Source organism: Krasilnikovia sp. M28-CT-15, from assembly GCF_047159595.1.
GTDB lineage: Bacteria > Actinomycetota > Actinomycetes > Mycobacteriales > Micromonosporaceae > Actinoplanes.
In genome coordinates this window covers 1,950,615-1,967,465 of the sequence record NZ_BAAGAK010000001.1, presented here as the reverse complement: position 1 = coordinate 1,967,465, position 16,851 = coordinate 1,950,615, and the positions used below count along the sequence as shown (strand labels likewise).

11 protein-coding genes are annotated in these 16,851 nt (G+C 70.2%); 6 read left to right on the top strand and 5 right to left on the bottom strand.

From position 1 onward, the window contains the following. Positions 1–5 precede the first annotated feature (5 nt). Positions 6–3,014: an Rne/Rng family ribonuclease gene (locus tag ACMCNO_RS09375; RefSeq protein WP_412749010.1), complete on the bottom strand. Its 3,009-nt coding sequence runs from the start codon at positions 3,012–3,014 to the stop codon at positions 6–8. A 129-nt stretch (positions 3,015–3,143) separates the two neighbouring features. After that, positions 3,144–3,866 carry a TIGR03936 family radical SAM-associated protein gene (locus ACMCNO_RS09370; RefSeq protein ID WP_412753658.1) on the bottom strand — a complete coding sequence of 241 codons (723 nt, stop codon included), beginning with the start codon at positions 3,864–3,866 and terminating at the stop codon, positions 3,144–3,146. A gap of 178 nt (positions 3,867–4,044) precedes the next feature. Between ACMCNO_RS09370 and ACMCNO_RS09365 the strand changes: the two genes are divergently transcribed. Next, entirely contained in the window at positions 4,045–5,112 is a 1,068-nt protein-coding gene (locus ACMCNO_RS09365) for a glucose-1-phosphate thymidylyltransferase (protein WP_412749009.1), read from the top strand. Further along, complete coding sequence (rfbB, locus tag ACMCNO_RS09360; RefSeq protein ID WP_412749008.1) at positions 5,109–6,095, top strand: dTDP-glucose 4,6-dehydratase; 987 nt, start codon at positions 5,109–5,111, stop codon at positions 6,093–6,095. Before ACMCNO_RS09365 ends, rfbB begins: the two co-directional genes overlap by 4 nt. Here rfbB and ACMCNO_RS09355 read toward each other — a convergent pair. Then, positions 6,073–7,884: a hypothetical protein gene (locus ACMCNO_RS09355; protein WP_412749007.1), complete on the bottom strand. Its 1,812-nt coding sequence runs from the start codon at positions 7,882–7,884 to the stop codon at positions 6,073–6,075. The genes rfbB and ACMCNO_RS09355 overlap by 23 nt on opposite strands. A gap of 3 nt (positions 7,885–7,887) precedes the next feature. Then, complete coding sequence (locus ACMCNO_RS09350; RefSeq protein ID WP_412749006.1) at positions 7,888–8,406, bottom strand: GtrA family protein; 519 nt, start codon at positions 8,404–8,406, stop codon at positions 7,888–7,890. 218 nt (positions 8,407–8,624) lie between these two features. Between ACMCNO_RS09350 and ACMCNO_RS09345 the strand changes: the two genes are divergently transcribed. The 4 genes from ACMCNO_RS09345 to ACMCNO_RS09330 all read left to right on the top strand — a co-directional run bounded on the left by ACMCNO_RS09345 (position 8,625) and on the right by ACMCNO_RS09330 (position 14,251). Further along, entirely contained in the window at positions 8,625–9,620 is a 996-nt protein-coding gene (locus ACMCNO_RS09345) for a glycosyltransferase family 2 protein (RefSeq protein WP_412749005.1), read from the top strand. A gap of 20 nt (positions 9,621–9,640) precedes the next feature. After that, the gene (locus tag ACMCNO_RS09340; protein ID WP_412749004.1) at positions 9,641–10,066 is read left to right on the top strand and encodes a GNAT family N-acetyltransferase; all 426 of its coding nucleotides are present in this window, start codon (positions 9,641–9,643) and stop codon (positions 10,064–10,066) included. 147 nt (positions 10,067–10,213) lie between these two features. Beyond that, on the top strand, positions 10,214–11,860 hold the full coding sequence (locus ACMCNO_RS09335) for a hypothetical protein (RefSeq protein ID WP_412749003.1): 1,647 nt from the start codon (positions 10,214–10,216) through the stop codon (positions 11,858–11,860). A gap of 165 nt (positions 11,861–12,025) precedes the next feature. Continuing rightward, positions 12,026–14,251 (top strand): hypothetical protein, encoded by a 2,226-nt coding sequence (locus ACMCNO_RS09330; protein WP_412749002.1) that lies wholly within the window; start codon positions 12,026–12,028, stop codon positions 14,249–14,251. 42 nt (positions 14,252–14,293) lie between these two features. Here ACMCNO_RS09330 and ACMCNO_RS09325 read toward each other — a convergent pair whose 3' ends face one another. Then, complete coding sequence (locus ACMCNO_RS09325; protein ID WP_412749001.1) at positions 14,294–16,648, bottom strand: hypothetical protein; 2,355 nt, start codon at positions 16,646–16,648, stop codon at positions 14,294–14,296. Positions 16,649–16,851: the final 203 nt, after the last annotated feature.

Sequence of the window (16,851 nt, the reverse complement as noted above, 5' to 3'; positions counted from 1 at the left end):
CCGGCTCACGGCCGGGTCCGGCGGCGCGCGCCGCCCCGGCGGGACCGGCGGCGGCCACCGGCTCCGGCACCCACCGGCTCGTCGTCCTCGTCGTCGTCCTCGTCGTCGGCCGCGTCGGGGTCATCCGTCCCGGTCAGCTGCAACGGCTCGGACTCGTCGTCGAGAGCCGGGGTGTCGTACCGGGACAGGTCGTAGCCGCTCATGTCGTAGTCGTCGTCATCGGACGTGGTCAGGTGCGGGGCGGACCGGCTGATGATGCCCGAGCCCACCTCCGGCGGCGCGGACGCCAGCCCGGCCGCCTCGGACACCGGGCCCGCCTGCTCCACCTGTTCGGCCGGCTCCTCGACCGGGATCTCGACGACCGCCACGTCCACGGTCTCCGCGGCCGGGGCCTCGGCCGGGGCGGGCTCGGCCCCACCGCGGCGTCGCCGGGACCGCCCGGTCGGCGCCTCGCTCCGGGCCGGGGCCGACGCGACCGCCTTCACCTGGTTCGCCGCCCCGGACGTGCGCTTCTCCGGAACCGGCTCGGTGTGGACGATCAACCCGCGGCCCTTGCAGTGATCACAGGTCTCGCTGAACGCCTCGAGCAGCCCGGCGCCGATCCGCTTGCGGGTCATCTGCACCAGGCCGAGTGAGGTGATCTCGGTGACCTGGTGCTTCGTGCGGTCCCGGCCGAGGCACTCGGTGAGCCGGCGCAGCACCAGCTCGCGGTTGCTCTCCAGCACCATGTCGATGAAGTCGATCACCACGATGCCGCCGAGGTCGCGCAGCCGCAGCTGGCGCACGGTCTCCTCGGCCGCCTCCAGGTTGTTGCGGGTGACCGTCTCCTCCAGGTTGCCGCCCGCACCGGTGTACTTGCCGGTGTTGACGTCCACCACGGTCATCGCCTCGGTGCGGTCGATGACCAGGTGCCCGCCCGAGGGCAGGAAGACCTTGCGGTCCAGGCCCTTGAGGATCTGCTCGTCGATCCGCTTGTCCGCGAAGACGTCCGTGGTGCCGGCGTGCCGGCGCAGCCGCTCGACCAGGTCCGGGGAGACCGCGTTCAGGTACGCCTCGATCTCGCCGTACGCCTGCTCACCCTGCACGACCAGTTCGCGGAAGTCCTCGTTGAACAGATCCCGCACCACCCGGATGACCAGGTCCGGCTCCTCCGACAGCGCACGGGGGGCGCCACCCTCGGCCGCCTTGGCCTGGATGTCCTCCCACTGCGCCTGCAGCCGCTTCACGTCGCGGGCCAGGCCGTCCTCGCTGGCCCCCTCGGCGGCGGTGCGCACGATGACGCCCGCGCCGTCGGGCACCATCTTCTTCAGGATGTCGCGAAGCCGCTTGCGCTCGTTGTCCGGCAGCTTGCGGCTGATCCCGGAGGCGTTGCCGTTCGGGACGTACACCAGGTGCCGGCCGGACAGGGCGATGTGGCTGGTGAGCCGGGCACCCTTGTGCCCGAGCGGATCCTTGGTCACCTGCACGAGCACGGAGTCGCCGGACTTGAGCGCCTGCTCGATGGAGCGGGCCCGGCCCTCCAGCCCGGTCGCGTCCCAGTTGACCTCACCCGCGTACAGCACCGCGTTGCGGCCGCGGCCGACGTCGACGAACGCCGCCTCCATGCTGGGCAGCACGTTCTGCACCTTGCCCAGGTACACGTTGCCGACCATGGTGCCGGAGGTGGCCCGGGCGACGTAGTGCTCGACCAGGACGCCGTCCTCCAGCACCGCGATCTGGATCCGGTCGGTCTTCTGGCGCACGACCATGACCCGGTCGACCGCCTCCCGGCGGGCCAGGAACTCCGACTCGCTCAGGATCGGCGGGCGGGTCCGGCGCTGCTCGCGGCCGTCCCGGCGGCGCTGCCGCTTGGCCTCCAGCCGGGTGGAGCCGGAAACCCCCTGCACCTCATCGGTACGGCGCGGCTCGCGAACCCGCACGACCGTGTGCACGCCGTCCTCGACGCCACCGGTGTCCGCGTCGCCCGCGCCCTTGCGACGGCGACGACGACGTCGGCGGGTCACCCCGTCGCCGTCCGCGCCCTCCTCGTCGTCCTCGGGCTCCGCCTCGGCCGACGGCTCCGTCTCGGCGGCTTCCCCGGCCTCCTCGGCCTCGTCCGCGGGGCCCTTGCCCCGGCCCCGGCCCCGGCGCCCCCGGCGGCGGCGACGACGGGCAGCGCTGTCCTCGTCGTCGAGGTCCTCGTCGACCCCGTCATCGATGTCGTCCGCGGTCTCGTCGGGTTCTTCCAGCAACGGCTCACCGACGTCCGTGGCGGCCTCGACCGGCTCCTCGGGCTCCGCGCCGCGACGGCGGCGCCGCGACCGGCGGGCCGGCTCGACCGGTTCCTCGGCGATCTCCTCGGCGGCGGCTTCCGTGACCGCGTCCACGGGCTCGGTGGGCTCGCCGGCGGGCCGGCGGGCCCGGCGGCTGCGCGGGGGCGGGGCTGCCTCCGGCTCCGGCTCCGGCGGCATGAACAGCACGGCCGGGGGGAGCGCGGCGGCCCGGGCACGCGGGGCGGGCTCCTCCTCGACCAGGTCGTCGTCGAGCGGCACGACCGTGATCACCTCGGGCCCGGCGGTTCCGGATTCGGCCGCCTCGGTCTCGGCTTCCTCCTCGTCCTCGGCCGCCACCTCGGCCTCGGCCGGTGCGGGTGGCGGCTCGGCGGCGGGGGCCGCCTTCTTGCGGCGGCTGCGGGTCGCCTTGGCCGCCGGGGCAGGCTCGGCGTCGCTCAGCAGGCTCTCCACCACGGCGGCGGGATCCGCCCCGGTGGCCGCGGCCTGATCGGGGTCCACGGCCGTCTTGCGACGGCGCCGGGTGGGAGCGGCGGCCGGTGCCCCGACCTCGGCCGTCCCGGCCTCGGCGGGGCCTCCCGTGCCGGGCTCGGCCGCCTCAGCGGCTGGGGCCGCCTTGCGGCGCGGGGCCCTGGTGCGGCGCGGGGTGGCACCTTCGGCAGCGGCGTCGCCGGACGGAGTGGAAGCTCCGTCCCGTTCACCGCCCTGGTCTCCCAAGTTCTCCTGGGGCTCGTTGTCGAGCATGGGCGTCTCCAGTTCCTGGGCGACCCCGGGCGCGGGTAAGCGCTGCCACGCAGGGTCGCCACACGTGTTTCGGCCCCGGCCTCGTCGGACGGGCTGCCGAAGTCTGCCAACGGACGCCGGCCGAAGCGGCTAGCGCCCTCCGATGGTGGCGTCCTCGCGATCCGCGTCCAACGGATCGACGATCTCCCCCTGCGGGGTGAGCGTGCCCTGTGCCAGCCGGGTCGCACGGGGCGGCACCGGCGGCTCCAGACCAGCCACGACACGAAGGCCGGAGAGGACGTCATCGGGTCGCACGGCGGGCGTGACCTGCCGCACGACAAGGTCGATTATCGCACACGGCGCGGCCGTCGCTCCCGACGGTGCGTCCGGGCCACCGGACACAGCGAGCCTCACCACTGCCTGGCGCGCGTCGAACGCCCGGCGGCCCTGCTTGGTCATGCGCTCGACCAGCACCTCGTCCGCTGCGAGGAACGCCGCGACCGCCGCCTCGGCGGTGGCGGGCTCGATGCCGGGCAGCTCCAGCCGCCACCGGGAGGCGTCGATCCGGTCGGCCAGGCTCGTCCCCTCGCGGGCGACCACCGCGTCGAGCACATCCAGGCCCGGCGAGAGCGCCGCGTCCAGCGCCGCGCGCAACTCGCCCGGATCCACCGGTGCCTGCAGGCCGATCTCCAGGTACTCGGCCTCGCTGGCCACACCGGTCGGCGCCGCACTCGCGTACGAGATCTTGGGGTGGGGGGTGAAGCCCTGCGAGTACGCGATCGGCACGGCGGCACGGCGCACCGCCCGCTCGAGCGCGCGGGCGAAGTCCCGGTGCGAGGTGAAGCGCAACGGGCCGCGCTTGGCATACCGGATCCGGATGCGCTGGACGACCGGGGCCTGTCCGCCCGGGGGCTGGTTCCTGGGAATCGTGCCGCTCCTTCGTGAGGTGGTCCGGCCACATCATCCCTCGCCGCCATACGGCCTGCCGAACCGGCTGGTCGGTAGATAGCGGGCAATACTGTCGGAGTATCCCAAAGGAGGACATCCGACAGTGAAGGCATTGGTACTCGCCGGGGGACGGGGAACGCGGCTGCGGCCGCTCACCAACACCTCCGCCAAACAACTCTTCCCGGTCGCCAACAAACCCGTCCTGTTCTACGGGCTCGAGGCGATCCGCGATGCCGGCATCACCGACGTGGGGATGATCGTCGGCGACACCGCCGCCGAGATCCGCCGGGTGGTCGGCGACGGTGCCCAGTTCGGGCTGCGGATCACCTACATACCGCAGGAGGCACCCCTCGGGCTGGCGCACTGCGTACTGATCGCCCGGGACTATCTCGGCGACGACGACTTCGTCATGTACCTGGGCGACAACTTCCTCATCGGAGGCATCCACGACATGGTGCAGGCGTTCGGGGAGGGTGACTACAGCGCACAGATCCTGCTCACCCCGGTCGACGACCCCCGATCGTACGGAGTGGCCCAGCTCAACCGCAGCGGCCAGATCGTCGGCCTCGCGGAGAAGCCCGACGAGCCGGCCAGCGACCTCGCAATCGTCGGGGTGTACCTGTTCACCCGGGCGGTGCACGACGCGGTGCGGGCGATCACCCCGTCGCCCCGCGGCGAGCTGGAGATCACCGACGCTCTCCAGTGGCTGATCGACACCGGGCACCACGTGCACTCCCACGTGATCACCGGGTACTGGAAGGACACCGGCCGGGTCCAGGACATGCTCGAGTGCAACCGGATGGTGCTGGAGTCGATCGAGACCCGGCTGGCCGGGACGGTCGACGGCCGCACCGAGATCACCGGCCGGGTGGTCCTCGAAGCCGGCGCCGTCCTGGAGGACTGCGTGATCCGGGGCCCGGTGGTGATCGGGGCGGATTCGAAGATCACCGGGTCGTACCTGGGCCCGTTCACGTCGATCGGCGCGGGCTGCACGCTCGAGGACGCGGAGATCGAGTACTCGATCGTGATGAACTCGTCGGCGATCCGCGGGGTGGCCCGGATCGAGGCGTCACTGATCGGCAAGGGCGTCGAGGTCATGCCGGCACGCCGCGCGCCGAACACCCACCAGCTGGTCATCGGCGACCACAGCACGGTCAGGCTGCGCGGATGAGGATCCTGGTCACCGGCGGTGCCGGGTTCATCGGTTCCCAGTTCACCCGCGACCTGCTCGCCGGCGACTGTCCCGGCTTCGAGGACGCCCGGGTCACCGTCCTGGACAAGCTCACCTACGCGGGCAACCCGGCCAATCTCGCCCCGGTCGCCGGTCATCCGCGCTACACGTTCGTGCACGGCGACATCGCCGACCGGGACCTGCTGACCACGCTGCTGCGCGGAATCGACGTCGTGGTCAACTTCGCGGCCGAGACCCATGTGGACCGGTCCATCAGCGACGCGTCCGCGTTCCTGAGCACCAACGTGCTCGGCGTCCACGCCCTGCTGGAGGCCGCCCGGGCCGCGGACGTGACGACGTTCCTGCAGGTCTCCACGGACGAGGTCTACGGTTCGATCGACGCGGGCTCGTGGCCGGAGTCCGATCCCCTGCTGCCGAACTCCCCGTACGCCGCCGCGAAGGCGGGCGCGGACCTGCTCTGCCGCGCGTACCACCGGACGTACGGAATGGACGTACGGATCACCCGCTGCTCGAACAACTACGGCCCGTACCAGTTCCCCGAGAAGGTCATCCCGCTGTTCGTGACGAACCTGCTCGACGGTCACCCGGTCCCGCTGTACGGCGACGGGCTCAACGTCCGCGACTGGCTGCACGTGGCCGACCATTGCCGCGGCATCCGGCTGGTGCTCGCCAAGGGCACGCCCGGGGAGATCTACAACATCGGCGGCGGCACCGAGCTGACCAACCGCGAGCTCACCGGACTACTCCTGCAAGCCTGCGGGCGGGACTGGTCGATGATCCGTCCCGTGCCGGACCGGCCCGGCCACGACCGCCGCTACGCGGTGGACACGTCGAAGATCAGGGCACTGGGGTACTCCCCCACGGTCGCCTTCCCGGCGGGTCTGGCCGACACGGTCGGCTGGTACCACGATCACCGGTCCTGGTGGGAACCGTTGCGGGTCAGCGCGGCACGAGCACGATGAACCCGCCGGTCGCCGCTTGCGGGGCGAGTTGCCGGTAGGCGCGCAGATCCAGGCCGCACGGCTGAATCAGGCTGTTGTCGGCGGCCCGGACCGGGCGGTTGAGCACCAGGATCGGCGCCCGGCCGGCCTGCCACGGCGGACCGCCCGCGCACTCGGCCGCGATCCCCGCCCGGGTGCGCGCCGGATCCGCCGGGCTGTACCAGCCCTCCCCCACCGTGCGGCCGTCCAGCAGCAGCACGATCCCCGCCATCTTGTTCAGGGCGATGACCTTGCGGCCGGGTGGCGTGAGGTACGGCGCGAGACGGGCGCGCAGGTCCGCGTACGCGCGGGCCCGGGCGGGCTCGATCCGGACTCCGGCCAGCGCGGGCACCCCCGGCACCGACGCGGTGGCCTGGTCCCGCGGCACGTCCCGGTACGGGTGGCGCCACAACCCGCCGGTGGCCACGCAGGCCGTGACCAGCAGCGCCCCGACGACCACCGCGCCGGTCAGGCCCCGGGCCGCCATGGCCCGGCGGTCCAACCCGGTGACGGCCGCGACCAGTACCGCCATCCAGGCGGCGAACGCCGCCGAGGACACCTTGAGCGGAATGTTGCTGGTGCCGAACGCGAAGATCAGCGGCAGCACGGCGAGGACGCCGAGCAGCGCTCCACCCCGCGCGTCTACCGCCCGGGCGGCGACCGCCACCAGCACGGCGAGCACGCCGGTCGCCAGCATCGGCACGACGAACTTCTCGGAGTTGACCGGGCCACCGCCGAGGCCCCCGTCGCGAAGCGTGTACCGCGCCGCGGCGACCAGCCCTGCCACGCCGGCCAGCCCCGTGACCACCTGTACGGCGGGGCGCCGGGCCCGAGCGGCGGCGACCGCGGCGGCGACCAGCAGGCCGTACTCGCGGACGACCGTCTGCGCCTCGGGCCAGGTCTGGACGGCGTACCGGAGAACGAGGTCCGGGATCGGCATGGAACTCGCCGCGAGCAGGCGGTTGACCTCGATGATCGGCGGCACGGCGGTGGTCAGCGGGACCACCAGGAGGTGTGTCAGTGCGGCCGCGACGGCCGTCCCGGCCACCGCCTGGGCGCCGGCGCGCAGCACCGCGCGGGGACCCCCGGGGGCCAGGGCGATCACGGCGGCTGCCGCGACGAGGGCCAGCGCGAGCACGGCCGCCCACTTGGCGAGCAGCACCGGCACGGCGAGAGCGCCGAACCCGACCGGTAGCCAAGCGGGCACCCGGTTGCCGCGTTCGGCCTGTCGGGCCATGGCGAACACGGCGCCCAGCGCGAGCAGCGCGCCCAACAGAACGATGTCGTTGTATCCCGGCGTCTGCGGGAACCAGGCGTACACCGCGCCGCCCGCGGCGACCACGACGGCCGCTCCGGCGGCCTCCCAGAGCCGGGTCGGCGGGGCATCCGGGCGACGCGGCCGCAACCATCGCATGAATGCCACACCGAACAGCAGGTGGGCGATGAGGACACTGGCGAGGCGGGCGATGCGCAGGCCGGTGATGTCGTGGTCAAGCAGGGCGAACAACGGACCGTACACGTACTGGCTGCCCGAGAAACCGCGGTGGTCGGCGTCCCACCAGCGGTAGCTGAGCAGGTAGAAGCCCTCATCGGTGATGTCGAAGCCGCGCCCGGCCGCGCGGATCGCGGTCGTGGTCCAGACCCCGGCGATCGCGCTGGCGAACATCAGGGCCAGCACGGGAGCCCAGCGCCGCCACGACCTCGGCACGACCGGGGCGGCCTCGCTGCGCGGAGCCGGATCCACCTGGGTGCCGGGCGGGGCGGTGAACATTCGTCAATCCGTTCGCGCCGGTGAAGGCCGGAACGCCCACAGTCGGCCGATCTGATAGTTGATCAGCGGGCACAGCGCGATGACGATCGCTTGCGCGACCAATGGGTGAACACCCAGCTGATCGGCCAGGAGCCACAAGCCAGCCAGATTGAACAGCAACGCCCAGGTGCACACCACGTAGAACCGGAGGAAGGCGGTGAGCACACCGGCGCCGGCCCGGAATACCACGTAGCGGTAGACAGGGAAGGTGATGAACGTGGTCAAGGTGCTGGCGATCACGGACATCGCCAGGTACGAAACCACGTGGGACAGGGCCAGCCACCCGGCGGCGAACAAACCGTAGTAGACGGCCGCGCTGAATCCCCCCGCGGCGAGGTACCGAACCCGGCGATCGTCGGCGAGGCGCGCCAGTAGGCGCACCGCGGCCCGCGCCCCCGCGGCGTCCGGACAGCCCGGCGAAGGATGGCACCGGCATGTGGGCGGACCCGCGCAGCACTCATTTGCCGTGTCGATGAGAAGCACCCTGTCCGGCGTCACCAAGCGTTGGGAAAGCCCACGAAGCCAGCGGACGTGCGGCGGTGCCGCCACCCGCATCACACGTGGCGGGCCCCCGTGGTGGCGAGTCGCTGAGGTTCATGGACACATCCAGACCCTATTTTAGGGACATGTCATTGGTTTGTGCGCATTTCGCTCGGTGCGTTTCCTAACCTGACGAACGAGCAAACGCGTGAGGAGTCACTGTGTCCGTCTCCATCGTCATCCCGTGCTTCCGCTCGACCGCGACGCTTCCGCCGCTGGTCGAGGGCATCGCCGCAGCGATCCCGATCGATCAGCGGCCGTACGAGATCATCCTGGTGGTGGATGACGACGAGGACGACACATGGGAGCTGACCGCTGAACTCGCCCGCCGCGGCCCCGCCATCCGGGCGATCCGGCTGTCCCGCAACTACGGCCAGCACAACGCGATCGTGGCCGGCATCCGGGCCGCCCGCCACGAGGTGATCATCACCATGGATGACGACCTCCAGCACCCGTCCACCGAGATCCCGGTGCTGCTGGCAGCGCTCACCCCGGAATTCGACCTCGTCTACGGTGTCTCCGACGTTGAGGAGCATCGTGCGGTTCGCAGCCTGGCCTCGCGCGGTGTGAAATGGGTGCTGGCTTGGGCACTGGGTATCCGCGACGCGCGTAGCTTCAGCGCACTGCGAGCCTTCCGGGCGCACCTCACGCCCGTCTTCGATCGGATCGATGGTCCGCACGCGTCCATCGACGTGGCGCTCTCCTGGGCCACCTCACGGATCACCGCCACCACGGTACGCATGCGCCCCCGGCCCGACGGCCGATCCGGATATACCCTCCGCAGCCTGGCACGACATACCGCCAACATGGTGTTCGGCTTCTCGATCGCGCCACTACGCCTCGTCACCATGGTCGGCCTCGCGGTCGGCCTGGTCGGGCTGGCGCTGTTCGGCAAGGTCACCTTCGCGTACTTCACCGGGGCGACCACAGTGGCCGGCTTCACCACCATCGCCTCGATGGTGGCCCTCTTCGCCTCCGCCCAACTGATCGCCCTCGGCGTGCTCGGCGAGTACGTAGGACGGATCCATACTGTGGGCATGGGTCGCCCCAACTACCTGATCCGGGAATCGGCCCCGGATGGTCCCCATGAGACCGGCAGGGTGCCGGAGAGCCGCGACGCCCAATTGGTCACCGCCGGATGGCAGGCCGGCGAATGACAGTCCTCCGGGAAAGTGACGTGGCCCAGGCCGGCTATGTGTTTGACGCCGATCCGGAGCGCATCGATCGCGACGTGGTGTGGCGGTTCATGAGCGAGCTGGCGTACTGGGGCAAGTGGCGGGATCGCGCGGTGGTCGAAGCTCAGATCGACGCCTCGTGGCGCACGGTCGGCTGCTACGACCGCCAGGGCAACATGGTCGGCTTCGCCCGGGCCATTTCCGATGGGGTCTCGCTCGCTTATCTCGCTGACGTGTTCGTGCTGCCCGAGCACCGGGGCCGGGGATTGGGCGTGGCCCTCGTCGACTTCATGATCGACAAAGGGCCCGGCCCTCATTTCCGGTGGATGCTACACACCGGCGACGCGCACGGCGTGTACGCCAAGGCCGGCTTCCGGGCGCCGGATGCCACCTTCCTGGAGCGGCCGGGCCGGGCGCCGACCGATTAAGCCGTCCTTCCATCGCCATCTCCAATTGCGAATGCCATTGTCCGTCGGGCGCGTTTCCGGCGATCCGCGTGTCGCGTGCCGCGGGCGAAGGTGAGGTGGCAAAGTCGCATTGGGGGCAGGCCTGCGGGCAGGGATCGGGGAACTGGTATGGCGGGTCGAGAGTTGTTCACGGTCTTCCGCAGGCGACAACTGGGCGTCGTACCGAGCGTCGAGCAGCTTCATCACGCTGATGGCGACCCAGGGCCTGTCATTACTCGATTCGGCCCGCCCTTCCGAACCCTGCTCGGCAGATCGTTGTTAGCCGTGGCGGTGGCCGCGGCTCCGATCGCCATCTCCCTTCTCCTCGTCGACAGATGGTTGAACCGCTCGCTTCGCGAGTACCTCCCCATTCAGAGTGATGAGCTGTCGAATTGGCACCAGAGCGCCACTTTCGCGGCCGTTGGTTTCGACAACGGCTACTACAGCTACCAGGAACAGATAGGCGCGGTATCGGGCTACGGACCGTGGGGACCCGGGTTCGCCGTCCTCATGGGTGCCGGGATGCGGGTGATCGGGACCTCGTACCTGTCTGTTGTGGCGATCTGCATGGCGGCGGTCTTCCTGATCGTGGCGGGGGCGTTGGCGTTCGCTCGCGTTCCGTGGCAGCGCGTCCTCCTGGTCGGCGTCGTGCTCGCCACCTTTCCGCCCATGCTGATCTACCTGCCCAGCGGCATGCAGGAGTCGTTGCACCTGGCCATCGCCGTGCTGATGGCGACCCTGTTCGCCCGCCTGCTCCAGGCGCCGCCCGGTGGTCGTCAACGCCTGGCCATCGCGCTCGTCGCCACGTGCAGCGCCGCGGCGCTCATCCGGCCGACGTGGGCTCTGATGCTCGTCGCGGTGGCCGCCGCCGCGGCGCGCGGCCGACCCGCCCGTGTCATGTGGATCTGGGTGGGGGCCGCGACCGCCAGCGCCCTCGGCTTCGCCGTCATCTACATGGCGTGGGCCGCGCCTTTTCCATATCTGGCACTCGCGCACATCCGGGCCGCGTCGGGGATCGATCAATTGTCGCTGTTGGGGGACAACGTCTGGGCCAATCTCCGGTTGCTCCTGATCGCACCCGGTTTGGTCATGTACACCAACTCCGTCCAGCATTACCAGTTGATCGCATTGCTCGGTGTGGGTGTGCTGTTGGTGGTGTGGTGGTCGCGCATTCGCAACGGAACCGACGTGGCGGCACTGTCCCGAGCGGTCGGCGTAACGGTCCTCCTAGCTGTGGTGCCGCCAACGGCGTTGATCATAGTGCTCTACGACATGGAGAACGGGACTCGCACGCTCGCGCCGTGCGTGCTCTTCTCAGCCCTGCTGCTGGCTCTGGTCCCCGTACCGCGGGCCTGGGTCGTACCGGTGGTATTAGTGGCTTCGAATCTCGCCGCCCTTTCGCTGCTCCAGCACGATTTCGTCACCCGCAACAGGCTGAACTTCGACGGCGACCGGACGAGGGTCGCGGCGGCGCAGGCGGAGCTGGGTCGGATGATGCGGTTCCGGGCCGACGCCGAACCGTGGTGCAACACCGTGCTTTCCGCGACGGACTATGGCCTTCGCTATGAGTTGGCGGCCGTGCCGGCGGGATTCGGGATCGGCATCGACTATAACCACCAGTTCCGCGGCCCGCTGAAGTCGGCGTATGTCATCGCAACCAGCGACTTCCTTACCAAGTTCCCGGCCACGACGACACTGCGGCAGCTGTCCCAGACCTCGTTGGGCAACCTGTACCTGAATCAGAATTCACCGTGCTTCCAGCACCGGGCCGATTGATAAGGACACACCATGGTCACCGTCGCGGAGTCCGTGACAGATTTGGCGTCCCCGGGCACCGGGGATCATCCGACGGTCACCTCGGCCCGTTCGACCAGAGTGGTCGGTTGGCTGCTGGGAGCCCTCCTGTTGACCGGGTCGGCACTCGCGCTCCGGCAGTTTCAGGTGCCACTGCCCACCGCTGTCGTGTTCGTGGTCTACCTCACTCTCGGGATCAGCCTGCCCGGCCTGCTGGTGTGGCGCAGCGTCAGCCCGCGGCGGGCGACGTTGGCCGAGGACCTCGCGGCGGGCACGGCGCTCGGCTACGCGATCGAGGTGGGGCTGTATATCGTCGGGCGCTCCTTCGGCGCGCCGTTGCTGCCGCTCGGGTGGCCGATCGCGGTCTTTCTCGCCTTCTTCGTGCTGCCGTCGGCCCGCATCCGGCTGGCCCGCAAGCCGGTCGATTCCGGGCCACGGTGGTGGCCGTGGGCGATGGCGGCGATCGTCGCGTTCGTCATTCTCTACAGCTGCCTGTCGTTCTTCCGGGCGATCCAGATCGGCCCGAACGCGGACGGCTACGTCGACTACGACACCCCGTTTCTGCTCGGCATCGCCGGCGAGCTGAAGCATCACATGCCACCCACGGTGCCGTGGCTCGCGGGTGAGCCGCTGTTCTACCACTGGTTCGTCAACGCCGAGCTGGCCGCCACGAGCTGGGCCACCGGAATCGAGCTGGAGACCCTGCTCTACCGCTTGGCCCCGTTGCCGTTCCTCGCCGCGTTCGTGGTGCTCGTCGCGTCTCTCGCGCGCCGGCTGACCGGCCAGTGGTGGACCGGCCCGGTGGCGGTCGTCATGACATTCCTGGCGCAGTCGCCGAACCCGTACGGCTGGCCGTTGGAGCTTACGTTCCCGACGTACGGGTTCGGCGTGGTCGAGGACGGCGGGCTCCTCCGCCCGACCATGTGGAACAGCACCACCCAGACGTTCGGTCAGTTGATCGCGGCATTGCTGGTGATCGTCATCGTCGATCTCTTTCGGGAGCCGGGTGGTCGGCGCGCGGTGGTTCGGTGGGTCATGGCGGGCTGGCTGCTTGTCGTCGTGATGGGCGCGAAGGCAACCTACGTGCCGCTCCTGCTGTGCGGCGCGGTGCTGGCCGTCTTCGGTCACGCGCTCGTGGCACGCAGGCTCCACCGTCCGGCGATGGCGCTCGTCGTCATGACCACGGCGGCGTTGTGCTTCGCTCAGTTCGTGCTTTTCGGCGGCCAGAGTCAGGGGCTGTCGTGGTCGCCGTTGTTCACGATGTGGCGGATCGGCGTCAATGCCAGTACCAATTTCGTCGGCCTGTCCGAAACACCGCTGTGGCGGATGGCCATCCTGGTCGCCATCGCCGTGCTCTGCTGGACCTGCGTGTGGGTTGGAGCGTTCGGCCTGCTCCGTGGTAGGGGGTTCGCCAGCCCCGAGATCCTGTTCCTGCTCGGTATCGGACTTGCCGGCCTCGCGGCCGTGACGGTGTTCGGCCATCCCGGCTCCAGCCAGTACTTCTTTCTCGAGTCGGCCCGACCATATCTGTGCGTATTGTCGGCGGCGGGGCTCGCGGCCCTGGTTGACGCCGGGGCACACCGTTCGGGTACGCGCACCGCACTGACGTTGGTGGGTGCGGTGGCGGGCGGCGCCAGCGTCATCTGGTTCATCCGCTACCTGGACGGTCCCACCCGACCCGAGTTCGTGGTCGGCTCGGGCGACGAGTCCGCCGTCGCGAAGGCGATCACCTGGCCGTACCTGGCCATGACGGGCGTGGTGGTCGTCGTCGCCGCCGTACTTCTCCTCACACGCCGGCGCCTGCGGGGTATGGCGTGGCTGGCGACGCTCGTAGCGTTCGTCTACGGCCTCGCGCTGCCCTCGGGTATCGAGGTCTTTGGCCAGCAAGCGATCACGTACCCGAGTTACTGGCGCCGGGCGGTCGAACTCAACGTGCCGACCACCGTCGGCACGGTCGAGGCCGGTCGTTGGCTGCGTGACCACTCCGATCCGGACGATCTGGTGGCCACGAACGTCCGCTGCCGCTCCCGTCTGCTAGAGCCCTGTGCGCCAGCGCACTTCACGGTGACCGCCTACACCGAGCGTCGCGTGCTGATCGAGAACTGGGCGTACACATCGACGGCACACCGCCGGGCCCTCGCGACCGGGATGTTGGTGGGGGAGGTGCCATTCTGGGACCAGGACATGCTGGCGGCCAACGACAAGGTGTTCGGCGCGCCCACGGCCGCCGCGGTGGAGGAGTTGCACCGGCGCTATGGGGTTCGCTGGCTGTTCGCCGATGAGGCGGGGGTGCCGGGGGCCTCGGCCGCGCTCAGGAATTTCGCCACGCTGCGGTTCCGGACGGCGCACATCGCGGTGTACGAACTGCGCTGAGGCCAGCGATGCCCGCCTCGTGGCGGTGGACAAACGCACAAGTCAGAGCTGATAGACCGTCACTAGCCCGCTCTGAAAACGCAATTGAGCGTAGCGAGACAGCAGATCGCCGCGCACGGCCCGATCCCGTCCATCCACGAACAACCAGCGCACGCCGAGGTCGCGCAGGCGGCCCAGCGTGGCCGGGCTGGGCTGGTGGAACGCGGCGTCATTGGCGGCCAGCCGCACTCGGTCCCAGTAGGGCACCAGGTCGCCGCCAAGCCCGCTCGTGGTTTGCAACCGGTTCGCCGTCGGCGTGAACCCCCAGCCCTCCACCAGGAATCGCCGCTCCGTGAACGCCGTGAACATGAAGTGCAGGTTGTTGCACTCCTTCGCGCCGAACACCCGGCAGTGGGCGTTTGTGGCCAGCAGGTCGTTCGGATCTGTCTTGTCACGCACCCAGGCCGCGGCCTCGCGGGTGCCCACCGGCCACAGCGACCTCCGGCCCGGTTCCGGCTCGAACCGCGCCTTAGCGGCCGCCCTGACGTGATCGCCGACCACCACGCCCGACGGGGCCAGGGTGATCCCCAGCATCACCGCCAGAGCCACGGCCATGACCAGCCCCGGCACGGCGATGCGGGCGAGGACCGCCGCCGCGACAACGACACCGACCAGCCACAGGTTCGCCGTCACGATCTCGATCAGCACCTTGTCGCGCCCGTCCACCAGTACCAAGGGCGGGATGTCTCGACCACGGTCACGGATGAGTGACGCCGCCACCACGCCTAGCACCGTCGCGGCCGCCAGGGTCCACCCGCTCCCCCGCCGCCGGCGCCTCTCGGTCAGCACCGCCAGCCCGGCCGCCGCGGCCACCGACAGGAACGGCCGGGCGGCCACCAGAAACCAGGTTTGGCTAAAGCCGTAGTGGTTGGTCAGGAGCACCGCCGCGAAGGCGGCCCCTCCGATGCCACAGAGCAGCACCTTCGCCGGATCGCGCCATCGCCCGCGCACCACGGTGGCCAGGGCCCCGCCCCACATCATCAGCCACGCGAGCAGCGTGATCGCCAGACCCACGGCGAGGGCCAGGTCGGTCGCTGGAACGGCACCTATCGCCCACGAACCCAGTTCCGTCGAGACACCGAGGCTGTACCGCAAGACAGCGCCGAGCGGGTCGATGATCATGCCTTGCGACTCACCGTGGAACAGGATGAACTGGGCGAACAAGGCGCCCGGCAGGATCACCGCCAACGCGGCCAAGGCCGGGCGCTGCCAGCGGCGTTCGCCGATCAGGGTGACGCCGACGACAAGCAGCAGCGCACACATCACCAGGGGCAGGTAGGTGGCCTTGGACCCACAGAGCACCGCGGCGATCGCCGCCAGCAGCAGCCAACTCCGCAGGCCGGAAATCGTCGAACGCAGCAGGTCCACCAGCATCATCACCAGGCCGATGGCGATCAGCGCGGCGAACGTCTGAGTGGGGCTGGTGAACAGCCCGAAGCGCAGGAGCACCCCATCCTCGACCGGCCCGAGCCCGTTCCCGAGGTACATTTCCGGCGCCCGCCATCCGTACGGGTACGGCGCCATCCCGGCGATCGTCAGCAACGCGGCCACCGGTCCGGGCCACCACCGGCCGGTCACCTGGCGGGTCAGCGCGCTCACCGCGAACGGAAGCATCCCCAACAACGGCACGAAGTACAGCCGGAGCAGCAGGGTCTCCGGGTCCACTCCGGTAGCCCAGCTGGTCGCCGCCATCTCCGCGTAGGAGAACCAGTGATAGCTCAGCGCCTCACCCTGCACCCATGGCACCTGTGGCGGCATGTGATGCCGCAGCTCACCGATCAACGCCAACTGAAACGGCAGGTCGCCGTCGTTGAAGTTGTACTGCACTCCGCGCGTACGCATGAAGTAGATCGCGGCCCAGATCAGAACCGCGGCGGCGATGGCGGTGTTGGCCCAGATCCAGCCCAGTGGCGCACGCTCGCCCACGGGATCCGCCCGCCAGTAGCGCCGCAGTGGCCGGACCGCCGCGAACAGCACCAGCACCAGCACGGGTGCCAGAACGACGGCCCGAGGGTCGCCTAGCGCTCGGGCCACGAAATAGGCCAACACCTCGAGCACATATCCGACTGCCAGGCCGGGCCCGGCGTCTTCGGCCAGGGATCTGGCCTGCCGCCGAGCCGCCCGCCACAGCAGCACGCCGGGCCCGCCCACCAGGCAGAGCACGTACGCGCCAACCGCCAGCAGATCAGGGGCCGGCGCACCGTACCGATGAAGCGCGAAAACCGTGGGCGGCACGAACAGCAGGAAGGGCAGCCAGGCGGTCGGGCGCAGCCGAATCCCGCTTCGCGTGGGGGCGGGTAGGTCGTGGCAACAAGGATCGGGCTCGGCCGCGATCCCGCTGGTCAGCGACGTGGTCACGAGCGCGCTGTCATCGCGTGACGGCCTGACGCGATGAAGTGCGGCGATAACGGGCCACCGTAGAGCGACATCTCCTCGGCTAGGCGATTGAGCCCACATTCCGCAAGAAATGTACGTTCGAACGGTATCTGCATACCCAGCCTAACCGTCCGTCCACCCTTATGGGTGCGCGAGGAGGGCCGCGGACGGATTCAGCGACGGCG